General features: G+C 69.6%; 13 protein-coding genes. 1 reads left to right on the top strand and 12 read right to left on the bottom strand.

Annotation, left to right across the window (positions count from 1 at the left end):
* Window positions 1-9: 9 nt before the first annotated feature.
* The 11 genes from ACH4KB_RS19350 to ACH4KB_RS19400 all read right to left on the bottom strand — a co-directional run bounded on the left by ACH4KB_RS19350 (window position 10) and on the right by ACH4KB_RS19400 (window position 15,575).
* A complete protein-coding gene (locus ACH4KB_RS19350) occupies window positions 10-1,938 on the bottom strand; it encodes a TIGR03960 family B12-binding radical SAM protein (protein ID WP_398067096.1) in 1,929 nt (642 codons plus the stop codon).
* 52 nt (window positions 1,939-1,990) lie between these two features.
* Window positions 1,991-3,517, bottom strand: coding sequence for a CHAD domain-containing protein (locus ACH4KB_RS19355; protein ID WP_398067097.1), 1,527 nt, complete (start codon window positions 3,515-3,517; stop codon window positions 1,991-1,993).
* 30 nt (window positions 3,518-3,547) lie between these two features.
* Entirely contained in the window at window positions 3,548-4,741 is a 1,194-nt protein-coding gene (gene rodA, locus ACH4KB_RS19360; RefSeq protein ID WP_398067098.1) for a rod shape-determining protein RodA, read from the bottom strand.
* Complete coding sequence (gene mrdA / locus ACH4KB_RS19365) at window positions 4,741-6,963, bottom strand: penicillin-binding protein 2 (RefSeq protein ID WP_398067099.1); 2,223 nt, start codon at window positions 6,961-6,963, stop codon at window positions 4,741-4,743. Before mrdA ends, rodA begins: the two co-directional genes overlap by 1 nt.
* Window positions 6,964-7,024: 61 nt before the next feature.
* Window positions 7,025-7,690: a rod shape-determining protein MreD gene (gene mreD / locus ACH4KB_RS19370; protein WP_398067100.1), complete on the bottom strand. Its 666-nt coding sequence runs from the start codon at window positions 7,688-7,690 to the stop codon at window positions 7,025-7,027.
* Between the two features lie 11 nt (window positions 7,691-7,701).
* Complete coding sequence (gene mreC / locus ACH4KB_RS19375; protein ID WP_398067101.1) at window positions 7,702-8,751, bottom strand: rod shape-determining protein MreC; 1,050 nt, start codon at window positions 8,749-8,751, stop codon at window positions 7,702-7,704.
* A 201-nt stretch (window positions 8,752-8,952) separates the two neighbouring features.
* Window positions 8,953-9,972 carry a rod shape-determining protein gene (locus ACH4KB_RS19380; RefSeq protein WP_018959187.1) on the bottom strand — a complete coding sequence of 340 codons (1,020 nt, stop codon included), beginning with the start codon at window positions 9,970-9,972 and terminating at the stop codon, window positions 8,953-8,955.
* A gap of 288 nt (window positions 9,973-10,260) precedes the next feature.
* Window positions 10,261-10,674, bottom strand: a complete 414-nt coding sequence (gene ndk, locus ACH4KB_RS19385) for a nucleoside-diphosphate kinase (RefSeq protein ID WP_003969184.1) — start codon at window positions 10,672-10,674, stop codon at window positions 10,261-10,263.
* 258 nt (window positions 10,675-10,932) lie between these two features.
* On the bottom strand, window positions 10,933-11,286 hold the full coding sequence (locus tag ACH4KB_RS19390; protein WP_398067102.1) for a DUF4233 domain-containing protein: 354 nt from the start codon (window positions 11,284-11,286) through the stop codon (window positions 10,933-10,935).
* A gap of 7 nt (window positions 11,287-11,293) precedes the next feature.
* Window positions 11,294-12,817: a bifunctional folylpolyglutamate synthase/dihydrofolate synthase gene (locus ACH4KB_RS19395; protein WP_398067103.1), complete on the bottom strand. Its 1,524-nt coding sequence runs from the start codon at window positions 12,815-12,817 to the stop codon at window positions 11,294-11,296.
* Window positions 12,818-12,953: 136 nt separating this feature from the next.
* Window positions 12,954-15,575, bottom strand: a complete 2,622-nt coding sequence (locus ACH4KB_RS19400) for a valine--tRNA ligase (RefSeq protein WP_398067104.1) — start codon at window positions 15,573-15,575, stop codon at window positions 12,954-12,956.
* 138 nt (window positions 15,576-15,713) lie between these two features.
* On the opposite strand from ACH4KB_RS19400, the gene ACH4KB_RS19405 reads away from it, so the two are divergent.
* Window positions 15,714-16,721 (top strand): hypothetical protein, encoded by a 1,008-nt coding sequence (locus ACH4KB_RS19405; protein WP_398067105.1) that lies wholly within the window; start codon window positions 15,714-15,716, stop codon window positions 16,719-16,721.
* A 73-nt stretch (window positions 16,722-16,794) separates the two neighbouring features.
* On the opposite strand, the gene clpX is transcribed toward ACH4KB_RS19405, so the two are convergent.
* A complete protein-coding gene (clpX, locus tag ACH4KB_RS19410; RefSeq protein WP_228922617.1) occupies window positions 16,795-18,093 on the bottom strand; it encodes an ATP-dependent Clp protease ATP-binding subunit ClpX in 1,299 nt (432 codons plus the stop codon).
* Between the last annotated feature and the right edge of the window lie 71 nt (window positions 18,094-18,164).

Consider the following 18,164-nt stretch of genomic DNA (forward strand, 5'->3'; position numbering starts at 1 on the left):
ACGGGCAGGCTACTTGTTGACGACGCTGAGCGGCAGGAGCTTCTTGCCGGTCGGGCCGATCTGGATGTCCAGGTCCAGCTGCGGGCAGACGCCGCAGTCGAAGCAGGGGGTCCAGCGGCAGTCCTCGACCTCGGTCTCGTCGAGCGCGTCCTGCCAGTCCTCCCAGAGCCAGTCCTTGTCCAGGCCGGAGTCGAGGTGGTCCCAGGGCAGGACCTCCTCGTAGGTGCGCTCGCGGGTGGTGTACCAGTCGACGTCGACCCCGAATCCGGGCAGCGTCTTCTCGGCGCAGTTCATCCAGAGGTCGTAGCTGAAGTGCTCGCGCCAGCCGTCGAAGCGTCCGCCGGACTCGTAGACCGCGCGGATGACGGAGCCGACGCGCCGGTCGCCGCGCGAGAGGAGGCCCTCGACGATGCCGGGCTTGCCGTCGTGGTAGCGGAAGCCGATGGAGCGGCCGTACTTCTTGTCGCCGCGGATCTTGTCGCGGAGCTTCTTCAGCCGGGCGTCGGTGTCCTCGGCGCTGAGCTGCGGGGCCCACTGGAAGGGGGTGTGCGGCTTGGGGACGAAGCCGCCGATGGAGACCGTGGCGCGGATGTCGTTCTGGCCGGAGACCTCGCGGCCCTTGGCGATGACGTTGACCGCCATGTCGCCGATCTGGAGGACGTCCTCGTCGGTCTCGGTGGGCAGGCCGCACATGAAGTACAGCTTCACCTGGCGCCAGCCGTTGCCGTACGCGGTGGCGACCGTCCGGATCAGGTCCTCCTCCGAGACCATCTTGTTGATGACCTTGCGCATGCGCTCGGAGCCGCCCTCGGGGGCGAAGGTGAGGCCGGAGCGGCGGCCGTTGCGGGTCAGCTCGTTGGCCAGGTCGACGTTGAACGCGTCGACGCGGGTCGAGGGCAGTGAGAGGCCGACCTTGTCCTCGGTGTAGCGGTCGGCGAGGCCCTTGGCGATGTCGCCGATCTCGCTGTGGTCGGCGGAGGAGAGCGAGAGCAGGCCGACCTCCTCGAAGCCGGTCGCCTTGAGGCCCTTCTCGACCATCTCGCCGATGCCGGTGATGCTTCGCTCCCGCACGGGGCGCGTGATCATGCCGGCCTGGCAGAAACGGCAGCCGCGGGTGCAGCCGCGGAAGATCTCCACGGACATCCGTTCGTGCACGGTCTCCGCGAGCGGGACGAGCGGCTGCTTGGGGTAGGGCCACTCGTCGAGGTCCATCACCGTGTGCTTGGAGACCCGCCACGGCACGCCGGACCGGTTGGGCACGACGCGGCCGATGCGGCCGTCGGGGAGGTACTCGACGTCGTAGAACCGCGGGACGTAGACCCCGCCGGTCTTCGACAGCCGGAAGAGCACCTCGTCACGGCCGCCGGGGCGGCCCTCGGCCTTCCAGGCGCGGATGATCTCGGTGATCTCCAGGACGGCCTGCTCGCCGTCGCCGACGACCGCGCAGTCGATGAAGTCCGCGATCGGCTCGGGGTTGAACGCGGCGTGGCCGCCCGCGAGGACGATCGGGTGATCGAGGTCACGGTCCTTGGACTCCAGCGGGATGCCCGCGAGGTCCAGGGCGGTGAGCATGTTGGTGTAGCCCAGCTCGGTGGAGAAGCTCAGCCCGAAGACGTCGAACGCGCCGACGGGGCGGTGGCTGTCCACGGTGAACTGCGGCACGTTGTGCTCGCGCATCAGCGCTTCGAGATCCGGCCAGACGCTGTAGGTGCGCTCGGCGAGGACTCCTTCGCGCTCGTTGAGCACCTCGTAGAGGATCATGACGCCCTGGTTGGGGAGTCCGACCTCGTAGGCGTCGGGGTACATGAGGGTCCAGCGGACGTCGCAGCTGTCCCACTCCTTGACGGTGGAGTTCAGCTCACCGCCGACGTACTGGATGGGCTTCTGCACATGCGGGAGCAGAGCTTCGAGCTGTGGGAAGACCGATGCGGCAGACATCTCGCGAACCTTCGTGAGCCGGCAGGGGTGACCATCCAGCGTACCCCGGTACTCACGCCCTCAGATCCGCCCGTAGTCCGGGGGCGCTCGCGCGGGCCCAGACCTCGGGCAGTTCGCGCTCCCGGGCCTCGGCGGCGGCCTCCTCCTGGCCGTACAGGAGCCCCCAGGTGAACGCGGTCTCCCCCGCCGCGTGCGCCTGGATCGCGAGCGTGCGCAGGGCCTCGCGGGCGACGACGCTGTCCTGGTGGTCGCCGAGGACGGTCTGCACGGCCTTCACGCGTTTGGCGAAGCGCTGGGCGGGCTTGCCGAGCGCGGGGCGGGCCGCCTCGCCCGCGTACCGGGCGCGTTTGGCGGCCTTGCGGGCCTCGTGCATCGCGGTGTCCCGGTCGGGGCCCGGCGGTTGCTCCAGAGCGTGGCTCATACGGCGCGCGAGCTTCTCGTAGTCCTTGAGCACCGCCTTGGGCAGGGCCTTGCCGGGCGCACGGCCGGCGGCGGGGCGCAGGGGCGGGTCGGCGCTCAGCGCGTGGAGGGCGTCCAGGAGGTCCAGATACCGCTTCCCGTCCAGTACGTCGATGATCCTGCGGCGCGATCCGGTGCGGCGGGCGGCCGACCAGGCACGGAGGCGACCACCCACCGGGCCGAGGGTCAGGGTGGCGGGCAGGGCCTCGACGCGGGCGCCGAGGCGTTCGTCCAGGACCTCCTGGTCGCGGTCGAGGCCCAGTTCGGCGGCGAGCCACTTGAGCTCCGCGCCGAGGGGGTCGGTGACCTCGCGGTCGAGGATCTTGCGGTGGGTCTTGAAGGTGCTGCGCAGCCTGCGGGTGGCGACGCGCAACTTGTGCACGGAGTCGGGCAGATCGCGGCGGACGGCGGGGTCGAGGCGGACGATCGTGGAGATCTGCTTCCGTACGTAGGCGAGGACGTGGTCACCCGCGGTGTGCGGCGCGTCCTTCTCCCGGCCTTCCCCGTGCCGTACGGGTGTCGTCTCCGCCAGCGCCCGGGCCAGCTTCGAGGGGGACTCCGCGGGGCGCACCCCCGCCTTGCGGAGCCGCTTCTCTACGGCGTCCAGGATCGCGGGATCGCCGTCGTCGGCCAGCTCGACCTCGATCTCGGTCCAGGCGGCGGTGGCGCCGCTCCCCTCCCCCGCGAGGCGCTCCGCGATCACCTTGTCGACGCTGACCTCGGCGAGGAGGGTCCCGTCGGCGGCCAGCAGGTGGTGGACGTCACGGGAGGAGAGCAGCCGGACGACGGGGGCGATCTCCGCGTGGCGGACCCGGGAGCGGAGCAGGGCCGCCAGCGAGGGCGGCACCGCGTCGGAGAGCGGTTCACGGATCTCGTCCCGGACGCCGACGGCGACGGGGAACTTCGCGTGCCAGCCCTCGTCCGCCCCGCCTGTTCTGCGGCGCAGGGTGAGGGAGTCGGCGGCGAGACGGAGGTCGGCGGTGTCGTAGTAGACGGCGTCGAGCTCGGTCAGGCCGCGGTGGACCGTCCGGTCGACCCCGGCCGCCCTGGTCAGGTCGGGCAGCCGGGTGTCGTCGGTGGCTTCGTACTTCCGCTCGGTCTCGCGCTTGGTGTCCGCCATGTACGGACACCTACCCGGCGTGCGCCGGGTTCAGGCGGACATCGGCCGTTGCACCCGGATGGACTGCAACAGTCCGATCGCCACCCAGACGGCGAACATCGAGGATCCGCCGTAGGAGACGAAGGGCAGCGGCAGCCCGGCGACCGGCATGATGCCGAGCGTCATGCCGATGTTCTCGAAGGACTGGAAGGCGAACCAGGCGATGATCCCGGCGGCGACGACCGTGCCGTACAGCTCGGTGGTCTCGCGGGCGATCCGGCAGGCGCGCCACAGGACGACGCCCAGGAGCACGATGATCAGCCCCGCGCCGAGGAAGCCCAGCTCCTCGCCGGCGACGGTGAAGACGAAGTCGGTCTGCTGCTCGGGCACGAACTGGCCGGTGGTCTGGGTGCCTTCGAAGAGGCCGGTGCCGGTGAGTCCGCCGGAGCCGATCGCGATGCGGGCCTGGTTGGTGTTGTAGCCGACACCGGCCGGGTCGAGCGCGGGGTTGGCGAAGGCGGCGAACCGGGCGATCTGGTAGTCGTCGAGCAGACCGAGCTGCCAGATGGCGACGGCCCCGCCCACGCCCGCGCCGAGGAGGCCGAAGACCCAGCGGTTGGAGGCGCCGGAGGCCAGCAGGACGCCGAGGACGATGACGGCCATGACCATCACCGAACCGAGGTCCGGCATCAGCATGACGATGGCCATGGGGATGGCGGCGAGGCCCAGCGCCTTGGCGACGGTCCGGTGGTCGGGGTGGACCTGGTCGCCCGCGTCGACACGGGCCGCCAGCAGCATCGCCATCACGAGGATGATCGTGATCTTGGTGAACTCGGAGGGCTGGATCGAGAAGCCGGCGGGGAGCTTGATCCACGCGTGGGCGCCGTTGACCGTGGTGCCGAGCGGGGTGAGGACCGCCAGGACCAGGAGCACCGAGATGCCGTAGAGGATGGGGACGGCCCCGCGCAGCGTGCGGTGGCCCAACCAGATCGTGCCGATCATCAGGGCGAGGCCGATGCCGGTGTTGAGGGCGTGCCTCAGGAGGAAGAAGTACGGGTCGCCCTGGGTGAGGTGGTCGCGGTTGCGGGTCGCGGACCACACGAGCAGCGCGCCGAGGAACGACAGCGCGAGCGCGGCCCCGAGCAGCGGCCAGTCCAGCCGCCGCGCGAGGGAGTCGCGGGCCGTCAGCTTGGCCCAGGAGCCCTCGTCGGGGCCGTAGCGGGAGACGGAGAATCCACCTGCCATCAGGGCTGCCTCCCGTTCGACGCCGGCGATCCGGTGAGTCCGGGCTGGCCTCCGGGCGGGAGGGGCAACTGGGGTTCCTGTCCGCCCGGCTGCTCCTGGGGCTCGGCCGGGGTGGGGTCGTAGGGCTTGACCTTGGGGGCGTAGATCGAGCCGTCGGGCTGGATCTTCGGCAGCGCCTTCTGGGGCTTCGGCAGCAGGGCCTTCTCTTTGTCCTGGTTGCCCTCGGCGTCGAGGCCGTAGAGCGCGTTGTAGATGTTGCGGACGGCGGGCCCGGCGGAGCCGGAGCCGGTGCCGCCCTGGGAGATCGTCATGACGATCGTGTAGTCGTCGGTGTAGGTCGCGAACCATCCGGTGGTCTGCTTGCCGTACACCTGGGCGGTGCCGGTCTTGGCGCGCATCGGGATCTTGTCCTGCGGCCAGCCGCCGAACCGCCAGGCGGCGGTGCCGCCGGGCTCGACCACCGAGCGCAGCCCCTTGTCGAGGTCCTTGATGGTCTGGGCGTTGACCGGCAGCTTGCCGCTGGCCTTGGGCTTGATCTCCTGGACGGTCTTGCCGTCGGGGCTGATCACGGCCTTGCCGACGGTGGGCTCGTGGAGGGTGCCGCCGTTGCTGATGGCGGCGTAGGCGGTGGCCATCTGGATGGGCGTGACGAGCACGTCACCCTGGCCGATCGAGTAGTTGATGCTGTCGTAGGCCTTGAGCTGGTTGCCTTCGAGGCAGCTCTCGTACGCGATCTGCTGGACGTAGGTGCCGCCCTTCTTGCCCTCCTTGCACCAGGCGTCCTTGTTGGCCTCCCAGAAGTCCTGCTTCCACTGGCGGTCCGGGATGCGGCCCTTGACCTCGTTGGGCAGGTCGATGCCGGTCTCGGAGCCGAGGCCGAAGTCACGGGCGGTGCGGTAGAACCAGTCCTTGGCGTCCTTCTTCGGCTTTATGCCGCCGTCACGCGCCCACTCCTCGTGGCCGAGGCGGTAGAAGACGGTGTTGCAGGAGTACTTGAGCGCGTCGCCGAGGGTGATGGGGCCGTGGCCCTGGGACTCGAAGTTGGCGAAGGTCTGGTTGCCCAGGCTGTAGGAGCTGCTGCACTGGTAGAGGTCGTTGAAGGCGTGGCCGGCGCGCACGGCGGCGCTGGCGGAGACCACCTTGAAGATCGAGCCGGCGGGGGCCTGGCCCTGGATGCCCCGGTTGAGCAGCGGGTAGTTGGACTTCTTGCTCGTGAGCTTGGCGTACTCCTTGCCGGAGATGCCGCCGACCCAGGCGTTGGGGTCGTAGTCGGGCTGGGAGGCCATCGACACGATGCGGCCGGTCTTGGACTCCATCACGACGACGGCGCCGGAGTCGGCCTCGTACTTCCGGCCGGTGATCTTGTCGGTCTCGCCCCGGACCTTCTTCATCGCCTGGGCCAGCTCGTACTCGGCCACCGCCTGGACGCGGGCGTCGAGGCTGGTGACGAGGGTGGAGCCGGAGACCGCCGGGTCGCTCTCCGCCTCGCCCATGACGCGGCCGAGGTTGTCGACCTCGTAGCGGGTGACGCCCGCCTTGCCGCGCAGCTCCTTGTCGTACGTGCGCTCCAGGCCGGAGCGGCCGACCTGGTCGGAGCGGAGGTAGGGCGACGGGCCGTCCTGCGCCTTCTGGATCTCCTCGTCGGTGACGGGCGAGAGATAGCCGAGGACCTGTGCGGTCCTCGCCTTGCCGGGTGCGGCGTAGCGGCGTACGGCGGTGGGTTCGGCGGTGATGCCGGGGAAGTCCTCGGCCCGCTCGCGGATCTGGAGGGCCTGCTGGGTGGTGGCCTCGTCGGTGACGGGGATCGGCTGGTAGGGCGATCCGTTCCAGCAGGGCTGGGGGGTCTTGGAGTCGCAGAGGCGGACCTTGTCCCGGACGTCCTGCGCCTTCATGTCCAGGACGTCGGCGAGGCGGGTGAGGACGCCGACGCCGTCGTCCTTCATCTTCAGCAGCTCGGTGCGGCTCGCGGAGACGACGAGGCGGGTCTCGTTGTCGGCGAGCGGCACACCGCGGGCGTCGAGGATCGAGCCGCGCACGGCGGGCTGGACGACCTGCTGCACACCGTTGCCGGCGGCTTCGGCGGTGTACTCGTCGCCGTTGCGGATCTGGAGGTACCACAGGCGCCCGCCGAGGGTGAGCAGCAGCGAGAAGACGAGGACCTGGATGACGATGAGCCGGATCTGGACCCGCTGGGTCCGCCCGGTCTCGGGAATGTTGCTCACGCGGTGCCCCCGTTGGTGGTCCTGCTGGGGGTGCGGGGGTCGTCCCCCGGGAAACACGGCCTCACAGGCGCTTGACCCCCTTGATCCTGCCCGCGCGGGCGGCGCGGTTGCGGGCGGCCTTGACGCGCAGCCCGCCGCGCTGGTTGCCGATCCGCAGCCCGGTGCCCGAGGCGAGCCAGCCGGCGGCGACGTCGTTGCCGCCGGACGAGGCCTCGGCCAGCGGATCGTTCTCGGTGCGTCTGGCCAGCGCCATGATCAGCGGCACCACGAAGGGCGCCAGCAGCAGGTCGTAGATCGCGGCCGTGAACAGCAGGCTGCCCAGGCCCACATGGCGGGCGGCGGTGTCGCCGACGAGCGCGCCGACGCCCGCGTACAGCAGGGTCGAGCCGATCGCGGCGGCGACGACCACAGCCATGGGGGCGAAGGCCGACTTCAGTTGACCGTTCTCCGGCCGGGCCAGGCCCGCGAGGTAGCCGATGACGCAGAGCACCAGGGCGTAGCGCCCGGCGGCGTGGTCGGCGGGCGGGGCCAGGTCCGCGAGGAGGCCCGCGCCGAAGCCGATGAGGGAGCCGCTGACCGGCCCGTACACGAAGGCGAGGCCGAGGACGGTGAGGAGCAGCAGGTCGGGCACGGCCCCGGGGAGCTGGAGGCGGGCGAGGACGGAGACCTGGACGACGAGGGCGATGACGACCAGGACGGTCGAGAGCAGAGTCCGGTTGATGCGCATGGGGATCAGCTCTACTCCTGGTCGTTGGCCGCGTTGTCGGGTTGGGCGTTGCCCTGCTGGTCGCCTGCCGCGTCACCGGCGGCGTCGCCGCCCGGCTGCTCGTTGACGTTGCCGACGACCTTGCCCGAGCCGTCCACCAGGTCACCGTTGGGCTGGACGGTGACGGTGACCGTGGGGGTCGGCTTCGGCTTCTTCTTGACGGGCTGCTTGGGCAGGACCATGTCGCGCGGGTCCTCGCGGGGCGCCTGGACGACGACGCCGACGATGTCGAGCTTGGTGAACCCGACGTACGGCTTCACGTAGACGGTCCGGGTCAGCGCGCCGCCGGAGGGGTCGACGCGGACGACCTCGCCGACCGGGACGCCGGGCACGAAGGGCTTGTCCTTGCTGGAGCCGAAGGTGACCAGCCGGTCGCCGGCCTTCACCTTGGCCTTGCCATTGAGGAACTGCACCGACAGCGGGCGGGAGCCCTGGCCGGTGGCGAAGCCGAGCTCGTCGGTCTTCTCCATCCGGGTGCCGACGGTGAAGTCGGGGTCGTTGGCGAGCAGGACCGTCGCGGTGTCGGGGCCGACGGTGGTGACCCGGCCGACCAGCCCCTCCCCGTTGAGGACGGTCATGTCGCGGCGGATGCCGTCGTCGGCCCCGGCGTCGATGGTGACCGTCCAGGAGAAGCCCTGGGCCGCTCCTATGGCGATGACCTCGGCGCCCTTGATGCCGTACTGTCCGGCGCCCGCGTTCTTCAGCATGGCGTCGAGCTGGCGGACCCGGCTGTCGGTGCGGTCGTCGCTGCCGAGTTTGGCCTTCAGCGCGGCGTTCTCCAGCTCCAGGGTGGAGATGCGGTCGTGCCGGTTGCCGGAGTCCCGTACCGCGCCTATGGCGTTGCCCACCGGGTCGACCGCTGCCGCCACGCCGTTCTCGACCGGCCCGAAGACGGTGGCCGCGGCCTGCCTCGCGCCGTCGACCGGTGACTCCTCGCCGCCTCGGATATCGACCGTGATCAGGGCGAATGCGATGGCGATCAGCAGCACCAGGAGCAGCCGGCTCTCTCGTGTGTCCCTCACGTGCGGCGGCCGTGCCTTCCTCGTCGGAATGTTCGTGCCTGTTTTGTACGTCGCGGTGCGTGCGTCCGCCGCGTCGATGTGTCTCCGCGTCGGAACAGGTACAGCAACGATCTATATCAACGATCCGGCGGGCGGAGCGTCAGCGTCCGCTCGCCGGATCGGGTGGTGTCCCCCCGGAGGGGGACGCCTCCCGAAGATGCTCTAGCGGCGGGGCTGGGCGTCCAGCACCTGCTGGAGCGCCTCGAACTCCTCGACGCACTTGCCGGAGCCGAGCGCCACCGAGTCCAGCGGGTCCTCGGCGATGTGGATCGGCATGCCCGTCTCGTGGCGCAGCCGCTCGTCCAGTCCGCGCAGCAGCGCGCCGCCGCCGGTGAGGACGATGCCGCGGTCCATGATGTCGCCGGACAGCTCGGGCGGGCACTTGTCGAGCGTCGTCTTCACGGCGTCGACGATCGCGTTGACCGGTTCCTCGATGGCCTTGCGGACCTCGGCGGCCGAGATGACGACCGTCTTGGGCAGCCCGGACACCAGGTCGCGCCCGCGGATCTCGGTGTGCTCGTCCTTCTCCAGGTCGAACGCCGAACCGATGGTGATCTTGATCTGTTCCGCGGACCGCTCACCGAGGAGGAGGGAGTACTCCTTCTTGATGTGCTGGATGATCGCGTTGTCCAGCTCGTCACCCGCGGTGCGGATCGACTGGGCGGTGACGATGCCGCCGAGCGAGATCACGGCGACCTCGGTGGTGCCGCCGCCGATGTCGACGACCATGTTCCCGGTGGCCTCGTGGACCGGCAGACCGGAACCGATGGCCGCGGCCATGGGCTCCTCGATGATGTGCACCTGGCGCGCGCCGGCCTGCGTGGACGCCTCGATGACGGCGCGGCGCTCGACCCCGGTGATACCGGAGGGCACACAGACGACGACGCGGGGGCGGGCCAGGTAGCGACGCTTGTGGATCTTGAGGATGAAGTAGCGGAGCATCCGCTCGGTGATCTCGAAGTCGGCGATCACGCCGTCCTTCAGGGGCCGCACGGCAACGATGTTGCCCGGTGTGCGCCCGATCATCTTCTTGGCCTCGGAGCCGACCGCCAGAATTCCGCCGGTGTTGGTGTTGATGGCCACGACGGACGGCTCGTTCAGAACGATGCCGCGCCCCCTGACGTACACCAGCGTGTTGGCAGTCCCGAGGTCGATAGCCATGTCACGGCCGATGAACGACATTGAGTTCCCCTTGTTCCCCATGAGGATGCGTCGGGCCTTCCCAGGTAGCGAAGATGGCTGGTTCTGGTAGGCGAGGTTGGCGCTGCGGGCGTGGAAGCTTCCATCGTAGTGCCGTATGCACGGACACAGCGCGAAGGTCCTTCGCCAGTGTGAGCGGAACGGGTGCCCGTTCTACCCATGGTGACGTTACGTCGGAGGGATGCGTTCCCGCGATCCCAAACCCTATGCCGAGGGGCGACCGAATTACTTCGGTCGCCCCAGGCATACAGCGCTGTTTGGCCGATCGGGTCAGGAAAGTCCCGGAAAGAAAAGCTTCAGTTCCCGCTCCGCGGACTCCTCGGAGTCCGAGGCGTGGATGAGGTTCTCGCGGGTGATCGTGCCGAAGTCACCACGGATGGACCCGGGCGCGGCGGCGATCGGGTCGGTGGGACCGGCCAGAGTGCGGACACCTTCGATGACCCGCTCACCTTCGGCCACCAGGGCGACGACGGGGCCGGACTGCATGAACTCCATGAGCGGCTCGTAGAACGGGCGGCCCTTGTGCTCGCCGTAGTGCTGCTCCAGCGTCCCGTGGTCCAGGGTGCGCAGCTCCAGCGCGGTGATCCGCCAGTCCGCCTTGCGCTCGATGCGGCCGACGATCTCGCCGATCAGGCCACGGCGGACCGCGTCGGGCTTGAGCAGGACGAGAGTGCGCTGAGTCATGTACGGCTCCTTGCAAGGCCAGGCATACGGGTGCGGTGAGGGCGAGATTACAGGGGTTCGTGGGCGGGTCTGCGCCCGGGTTCACCCAGGGTCACCTTCGGGCCCCCGATCTCCGGGGCCGAGGGGGCCGGCCGCGCGTGTCGGCGGACCCGGCACTATCCGGATCTCCGGAGATCGGGATCTCCGGAGATCGGGAGATCCGGGCGGGGGAGCCCGGCCCAGGGCTTCGAAGCCTCAGGGCATCGAAGCCTCAAGGTCTCAGGCCGTGGCCTCTTCGGCTTCCTGCCGTGCGGCCCAGGTGGCCTTGGCCTCGTCGATCTTGCGCCCGTAGTGGATCGAGGCCCACCACAGACCGCCGAAGGCCAGGCCCAGGATGAACATCGTCGGGACCACGAACCCGCTCAGGACCAGGGCGACCTGGAGCACCCAGCCCAGCTGGACACCGCCGGGCCTGGTGATCATTCCGCACAGCAGCACGGAGAGGAGCATGCCGATGCCGCACACCGTCCAGACCACGGCCATGGAGGCGTCGTCCAGCTTCATCGCGACGAGACCGGCGAAGCCGATGACGAAGAACTCACCGATCAGCGTCGAGGCGCAGAGCGTCCGCATCCTTCTCTCAGCCCCTTCCCAGCAGCAGCCGGGCTTCGCCGACCGTGATCACGGATCCGGTCACCAGCACCCCGGCGCCCGCGTACTCGTCTTCTTCCTCGGCCAGCGTGATCGCCGCCTCCAGAGCGTCGTCGAGCCGCGGCTCGACCTGGACCCGGTCGTCGCCGAAGACCTCGACGGCGATCGCGGCCAGTTCGTCCGCGTCCATCGCGCGGGCGGTGGAGTTCTGCGTGACGACGATCTCCGCGAAGATCGGCTCGAAGGCCTCCAGGAGCCCGCGGGCGTCCTTGTCGCCGCTCGTGCCGACCACGCCGATCAGCCGGGAGAAGCTGAACGCCTCGGAGACGCCGTCCGCCGCCGCCTTGGCCCCCGCCGGGTTGTGCGCGGCGTCCAGCACGACGGTCGGGCTGGAGCGCACGACCTCCAGGCGGCCGGGCGAGAGCACCGAGGCGAACGCCTTGCGGATGGCGTCGATGTCGAGGGAGCGGGCCTGCTCGGCGCCGATGCCGAAGAACGCCTCGACGGCGGCGAGCGCGACGGCCGCGTTGTGCGCCTGGTGGGCCCCGTACAGCGGGAGGAAGATCTCCTCGTACTCTCCGCCGAGGCCGCGCAGCGTCAGGAGCTGTCCGCCGACCGCGATCTCTCGCGAGGTGACGCCGAACTCCATGCCCTCGCGGGCCACGGTGGCGTCGACCTCGACGGCCTTCTTGAGCATCACCTGGGCGGCGTCCACCGGCTGCTGCGCCAGGATGACCGTGGCGCCCTGCTTGATGACCCCGGACTTCTCCCCGGCGATCTCGGCGGGCGTGGTGCCGAGCCGGTCGGTGTGGTCCAGCGAGATCGGGGTGACGACGGCGACCGTGGAGTCGATGACGTTCGTCGCGTCCCAGGTGCCGCCCATGCCGACCTCGACGACCGCCACGTCGACGGGGGCGTCGGCGAAGGCCGCGTACGCCATGCCGGTGAGGACCTCGAAGAAGGAGAGCCGGTAGGGCTGCTGGGCGTCGACCATCTCGACGTACGGCTTGACGTCCTCGTACGTCTCGATGAACCGCTCGGGCTCGATCGGCGAGCCGTCGAGGCTGATCCGCTCGGTGATCGACTGGACGTGCGGGGAGGTGTAGCGGCCGGTGCGCAGCTCGAAGGCGTTGAGCAGGGCCTCGATCATGCGGGCCGTGCTGGTCTTGCCGTTGGTGCCGGTGATGTGGATGGAGGGGTAGGCGCGCTGCGGCTCGCCGAGGACGTCCATCAGCGCGGCGATGCGCGTGACGGACGGCTCCAGCTTGGTCTCGCCCCAGCGTCCGGCGAGCTCCTGCTCCACCGCGCGCAGCGCCTTGTCGGTCTCGGGGTCGGCCGGGCGGGCCGGGACCGCTTCGCCCTGCGGCTGACCCGAGTGGGCGCGCAGTGTGCGGCTCCCGGCCTCGATCACCGCCAGGTCGGGGTCGCGCTGGGTCGCCTCGTCGACGATCTCCTCGAAGGTGTCGTCGGGATCGGGCGCGTCGTGCCGGTCTGAAGGGCGGGGCTCACTCACGCGCCCAGTCTACGGATGGGCGCCGACATCGCGCGCAGCGCCCGGCGGAGTGGGGGCGGGCGGGGCACGGAGGGCGTACGGCGAAGCCCCCGCGCCCCCGGTCGGTCGGGGGTGCGGGGGCCTCGGCCTCAGGACATCAGCTCTGCGGGAGGGCCGCCAGCTGGGCGCCGATCCGCTCGATGTCGGCCTCGGCCTTGGAGAGCCGGCCGCGGATCTTGTCGACCACGTTGTCCGGGGCCTTGGCCAGGAAGGCCTCGTTGCCGAGCTTGCCCTCCGCCTGGGCCTTCTCCTTGCGCGCGGCCTCCAGGTCCTTCGTGAGGCGCTTGCGCTCGGCCGGCACGTCGATGGTGCCGGACAGGTCCAGGGCGACGGTGGCCCCGGCGACCGGGAGCGACGCGGTGGCCTGGAAGCCGTCCCCGGCGGGCTGGAGCCGCAGCAGCTGGCGGATGGCCGCCTCGTGCGGGGCGAGCTCCGTGCCGGTCAGGGTCAGCTCGGCCGGGACCTTCTGGCCGGGCTGGAGGCCCTGGTCGTTGCGGAAGCGGCGGACCTCGGTGACGACCTGCTGGACCAGCTCGATCTCCTTCTCGGCCGCGTCGTCACGGAAGCCGGAGTCGCCCGGCCACTCGGCGATGACGATCGACTCGCGCCCGGTGAGCGAGGTCCACAGCGCCTCCGTGACGAACGGGACGATCGGGTGCAGCAGCCGCAGCATCACGTCCAGGACCTCGCCGAGGACCCGGCCCGAGACCTCGGCCGGACGGCCGCCCGCGAAGAACGTGGTCTTGGACAGCTCGACGTACCAGTCGAAGACCTCGTCCCACGCGAAGTGGCGCAGCGACTCACTGATCCTGGCGAACTGGAAGTCGTCGTAGAACGCGTCGACGTCGGCGACCGTCTTGTTCAGACGGGACAGGATCCAGCGGTCGGTGACGGACATCTCCTCGACCGGGGGCAGCTCGCCCTCGATCGTGGCGCCGTTCATCAGGGCGAAGCGGGTGGCGTTCCAGATCTTGTTGGAGAACTTCGCCGAGCCCTGGACCCACTCCTCGCCGATGGGCACGTCGGTGCCGGGGTTGGCGCCGCGCGCGAGGGTGAAGCGCAGGGCGTCGGAGCCGTACTTGTCCATCCAGTCCAGCGGGTTGACGACGTTGCCGAAGGACTTCGACATCTTCTTGCCGTGCTCGTCGCGGACCATGCCGTGCAGGACGATGGTGGAGAACGGCGGGACGCCGTCGTTGACGTACAGGCCGAACATCATCATCCGGGCGACCCAGAAGAAGAGGATGTCGTAGCCGGTGACCAGGACGGAGTTCGGGTAGAACTTCGCGAGGCTGTCGGTCCGTTCGGGCCAGCCGAGGGTGGAGAACGGCCACAGGCCGGAGGAGAACCAGGTGTCCAGGACATCGCTGTCCTGGGTCCAGCCCTCGCCGGTGGGCGCCGTCTCGTCGGGTCCGACGCAGACGACCTCGCCGTTCGGGCCGTACCAGACGGGGATGCGGTGGCCCCACCAGAGCTGGCGCGAGATCGTCCAGTCGTGGAGGTTGTCGACCCAGTCGAAGTAGCGCTTCTCCATCTCCTGCGGGTGGATCTTGACGCTGCCGTCGCGGACCGCGTCACCGGCGGCCTTGGCGAGCGGGGCGACCTTGACCCACCACTGGAGGGAGAGGCGCGGCTCGATGGTCGTCTTGCAGCGCGAGCAGTGTCCGACGGAGTGGACGTAGGGCCGCTTCTCGGCGACGATCCGGCCCTCGGCGCGCAGGGCGGCGACGATGGCGGAGCGGGCCTCAAGCCGGTCCAGGCCCTGGAAGGGGCCGGGGACGGTGATGACGGCACGCTCGTCCAGGACCGTGAGGAACGGCAGGTCGTGGCGCTTGCCGATCTCGAAGTCGTTCGGGTCGTGGGCGGGCGTCACCTTGACCGCGCCCGTGCCGAACTCCGGGTCGACGTGGTGGTCGGCGACGACGGGGATGGTGCGGTCGGTGAGCGGCAGCTTGATCTGCTTGCCGACCAGGTGCTGGTAGCGCTCGTCGTCGGGGTGGACGGCGACGGCGGTGTCACCGAGCATCGTCTCGGCGCGGGTGGTGGCGACGACGATGGTCTCGTCCCCGTCCCCGTACGTCATGGAGACGAGCTCGCCGTCGTCCTCCTGGTACTCGACCTCGATGTCGGAGATCGCGGTGAGACAGCGGGGGCACCAGTTGATGATGCGCTCGGCGCGGTAGATGAGCCCGTCGTCGTACATCTGCTTGAAGACGGTCTGGACGGCCTTGGACAGGCCCTCGTCCATGGTGAAGCGCTCACGGGACCAGGCGACGCCCTCGCCGAGGCGGCGCATCTGGCCGGAGATCTGGCCGCCGGACTCGTTCTTCCACTGCCAGACGCGCTCGACGAAGGCCTCACGGCCCAGGTCGTGGCGGGACTTGCCCTCCTTGCCGAGCTCGCGCTCGACGACGTTCTGGGTGGCGATGCCGGCGTGGTCCATGCCCGGCTGGTACAGCGCCTCGAAGCCCTGCATCCGCTTCCGGCGGACGAGGGCGTCGATCAGGGTGTGCTCGAAGGCGTGGCCCAGGTGGAGGGATCCGGTGACGTTCGGCGGCGGGATGACGATGCTGTACGGCGGCTTGTCGCTGTGCTCGTCGGCTTCGAAGTACCCGCGCTCCACCCAGCGCTCGTACAACTTCCCCTCTACGTCGGCCGGCGCGTACTGGGTCGGCAGTTCGGGGTTGCTGGCGCTTGGCTGCTGAGTGTTCTCGGTCACGGGAGACAGTTTAGGGCCGTCACAGGTCTGCACTGAAACGGATTGGTTCAGTAACGGTGTCCGACCCGATCCCCCATGTCAGGGCGGCTTCCGTCAGGATGTTGGCAACGCATAAGGAATTCTGGAGGGGACACCGCAATGAGCTACAACCAGCCGGGCCCGTACGGTGGGCAGCCGCCGCAGGGCCAGCCCGGACCGTACGGACAGCAGCCGGGCCCGTACGGGGCTCCGCCGCCCCAGGGCCCCCCGCAGGGTCAGCCCGGCTACGGCTACCCGCAGCAGGCCCCTCAGGGCGTCCCCCCGCAGCAGCCGAACCCGTACGCGCAGCCGCAGCAGCCGCAGCAGGGTTACGGCTATCCGCAGGCCCAGCAGCCCGGCCCCTACGGCCAGCAGCCGCCGGCGCCTCCGTACGGGGGGCAGCCGGGGTACGACGGGCAGCAGCCGCAGCAGCCGAAGAAGAAGACCGGGCTGATCGTCGGCGTGGCCGTGGTGGCGCTGGCGGTCATCGCGGGCGGGGTGTACTTCCTGACCTCGGGCGGCGGCAGCGGTGACGTGGCGGACTCCACGAAGGGGTACAAGCTGACGCCGGCCGCGTCGGTGGACGACTACAAGCAGGACCCCTCGAAGAAGAAGCCCGAGTCGGCGATGACCGGCACGGAGAAGGCTGAGGCCGAGGCGATGGGGGTCACGAACCCTCACACGGTCGATGCCCAGTACGTGAGCGGCGACCTCAAGACGAACCCGCTCCTCGCGAAGATGCTCATGCTCCAGGGAGTTTGGGGGGAGGTCGAGGACCCCGAGAAGGTCATCGACGGCTCCTTCAAGAACGCCGAGAAGGAGGCAGCGGCGAGCGAGGACACCAAGGGATCGCTGGTGGGTAGCCCGAAGTCCGCCTCTCCGGCCGACTTCGAGGGCGCGCTGATGAAGTGCCAGGACGTCAAGGTCATCAACGACAAGGCGGACGGCACGGCACAGAAGGGGCCCAAGGAGATGACCATGCCGGTCTGCATCTGGGCCGACTACAGCACGGTAGGCGTGGTGATCGGCTTCGACATCGGCGGTGCCATGACCAACAAGCCGATGACCCAGGACGAGACAGCCGCCCTCGCCGCCAAGCTCTACAACACCTCCCGCACCAAGATCTGACCGCTCAACGTCGAAGGGGCGCCCGCCGGTTCATCCGGTGGGCGCCCCTTCGACGTGGCCAAGTCTTCTGCGGTTACGCGGACTTCTCGTGCCGGCCGCCGTCGTTCTTGCCGATCGTGCGCGGCTCGCGCGGGACCAGCGTCGGGTTGACGTTGTTGCGGACGACGTCGGGGGTGATGACGACGCGGGCGACGTCCTTGCGGGACGGGACCTCGTACATCACGGACTGGAGGACTTCCTCCATGATCGCGCGCAGACCGCGTGCGCCGGTCTGGCGCAGGATCGCCTGGTCGGCGATGGCCTCCAGCGCCTCGCGCTCGAAGTCCAGCTCCACGCCGTCGAGTTCGAACAGCCGCTGGTACTGCTTGACCAGGGCGTTGCGCGGCTCGATGAGGATCTGGAGCAGGGCCTCGCGGTCCAGGTTGTGGACCGAGGTCAGCACGGGGAGGCGGCCGATGAACTCGGGAATCATCCCGAACTTCACCAGGTCCTCCGGCATGACCTCCTGGAACTGGTCGCTCGCCTGGATCTCCAGCTTGGAGCGGATCGTGGCACCGAAGCCGATGCCCTTGGCGCCGGCCCGGGACTCGATGATCTTCTCCAGGCCGGAGAACGCGCCGCCCACGATGAACAGCACGTTCGTCGTGTCGATCTGGATGAACTCCTGGTGCGGGTGCTTGCGTCCGCCCTGCGGCGGTACGGAGGCGGTGGTGCCCTCCAGGATCTTCAGCAGGGCCTGCTGCACGCCCTCGCCGGAGACATCGCGGGTGATCGACGGGTTCTCGCTCTTGCGGGCGACCTTGTCGATCTCGTCGATGTAGATGATCCCGGTCTCGGCCTTCTTGACGTCGTAGTCGGCCGCCTGGATGAGCTTGAGCAGGATGTTCTCGACGTCCTCGCCGACATAGCCGGCCTCCGTCAGCGCCGTCGCGTCCGCGATGGCGAACGGGACGTTGAGCATGCGGGCCAGCGTCTGCGCGAGCAGCGTCTTACCGGAACCCGTGGGGCCCAGCAGGAGGATGTTCGACTTGGCCAGCTCGATCGCGTCCTCGCGATGGGCGCCGCCGCCGTTCTCCCCGGCCTGGACCCGCTTGTAGTGGTTGTACACCGCGACCGAGAGGGCCTTCTTCGCGGGCTCCTGCCCGACGACGTACCCCTCCAGGAACTCGTAGATCTCGCGAGGCTTGGGAAGCTCCTCCCAGCGCACCTCGCTCGTCTCCGCGAGCTCCTCCTCGATGATCTCGTTGCAGAGATCGATGCACTCATCGCAGATGTACACACCGGGTCCCGCGATGAGCTTCTTCACCTGCTTCTGGCTCTTTCCGCAGAACGAGCACTTGAGCAGGTCTCCGCCATCACCGATGCGTGCCACGAGGTGAATCCCCTTCGCCTGGGAGACGCCTGGTTCAGCGACTCCTGGTGCCTCTGTCCGACGGTACCTTG

This window comes from Streptomyces sp. NPDC017520 (assembly GCF_044329855.1).
In the GTDB taxonomy this organism is placed as follows: domain Bacteria; phylum Actinomycetota; class Actinomycetes; order Streptomycetales; family Streptomycetaceae; genus Streptomyces.

Bases quoted from the DNA above. Each gene is read 5' to 3' on its own strand.
- ACH4KB_RS19350 (WP_398067096.1), bottom strand. From the start codon at position 1,938: ATGTCTGCCGCATCGGTCTTCCCACAGCTCGAAGCTCTGCTCCCGCAT.
- ACH4KB_RS19355 (WP_398067097.1), bottom strand. From the start codon at position 3,517: ATGGCGGACACCAAGCGCGAGACCGAGCGGAAGTACGAAGCCACCGAC.
- rodA (WP_398067098.1), bottom strand. From the start codon at position 4,741: ATGGCAGGTGGATTCTCCGTCTCCCGCTACGGCCCCGACGAGGGCTCC.
- mreD (WP_398067100.1), bottom strand. From the start codon at position 7,690: ATGCGCATCAACCGGACTCTGCTCTCGACCGTCCTGGTCGTCATCGCC.
- ACH4KB_RS19380 (WP_018959187.1), bottom strand. From the start codon at position 9,972: ATGTCGTTCATCGGCCGTGACATGGCTATCGACCTCGGGACTGCCAAC.
- ndk (WP_003969184.1), bottom strand. From the start codon at position 10,674: ATGACTCAGCGCACTCTCGTCCTGCTCAAGCCCGACGCGGTCCGCCGT.
- ACH4KB_RS19390 (WP_398067102.1), bottom strand. From the start codon at position 11,286: ATGCGGACGCTCTGCGCCTCGACGCTGATCGGTGAGTTCTTCGTCATC.
- ACH4KB_RS19405 (WP_398067105.1), top strand. From the start codon at position 15,714: ATGAGCTACAACCAGCCGGGCCCGTACGGTGGGCAGCCGCCGCAGGGC.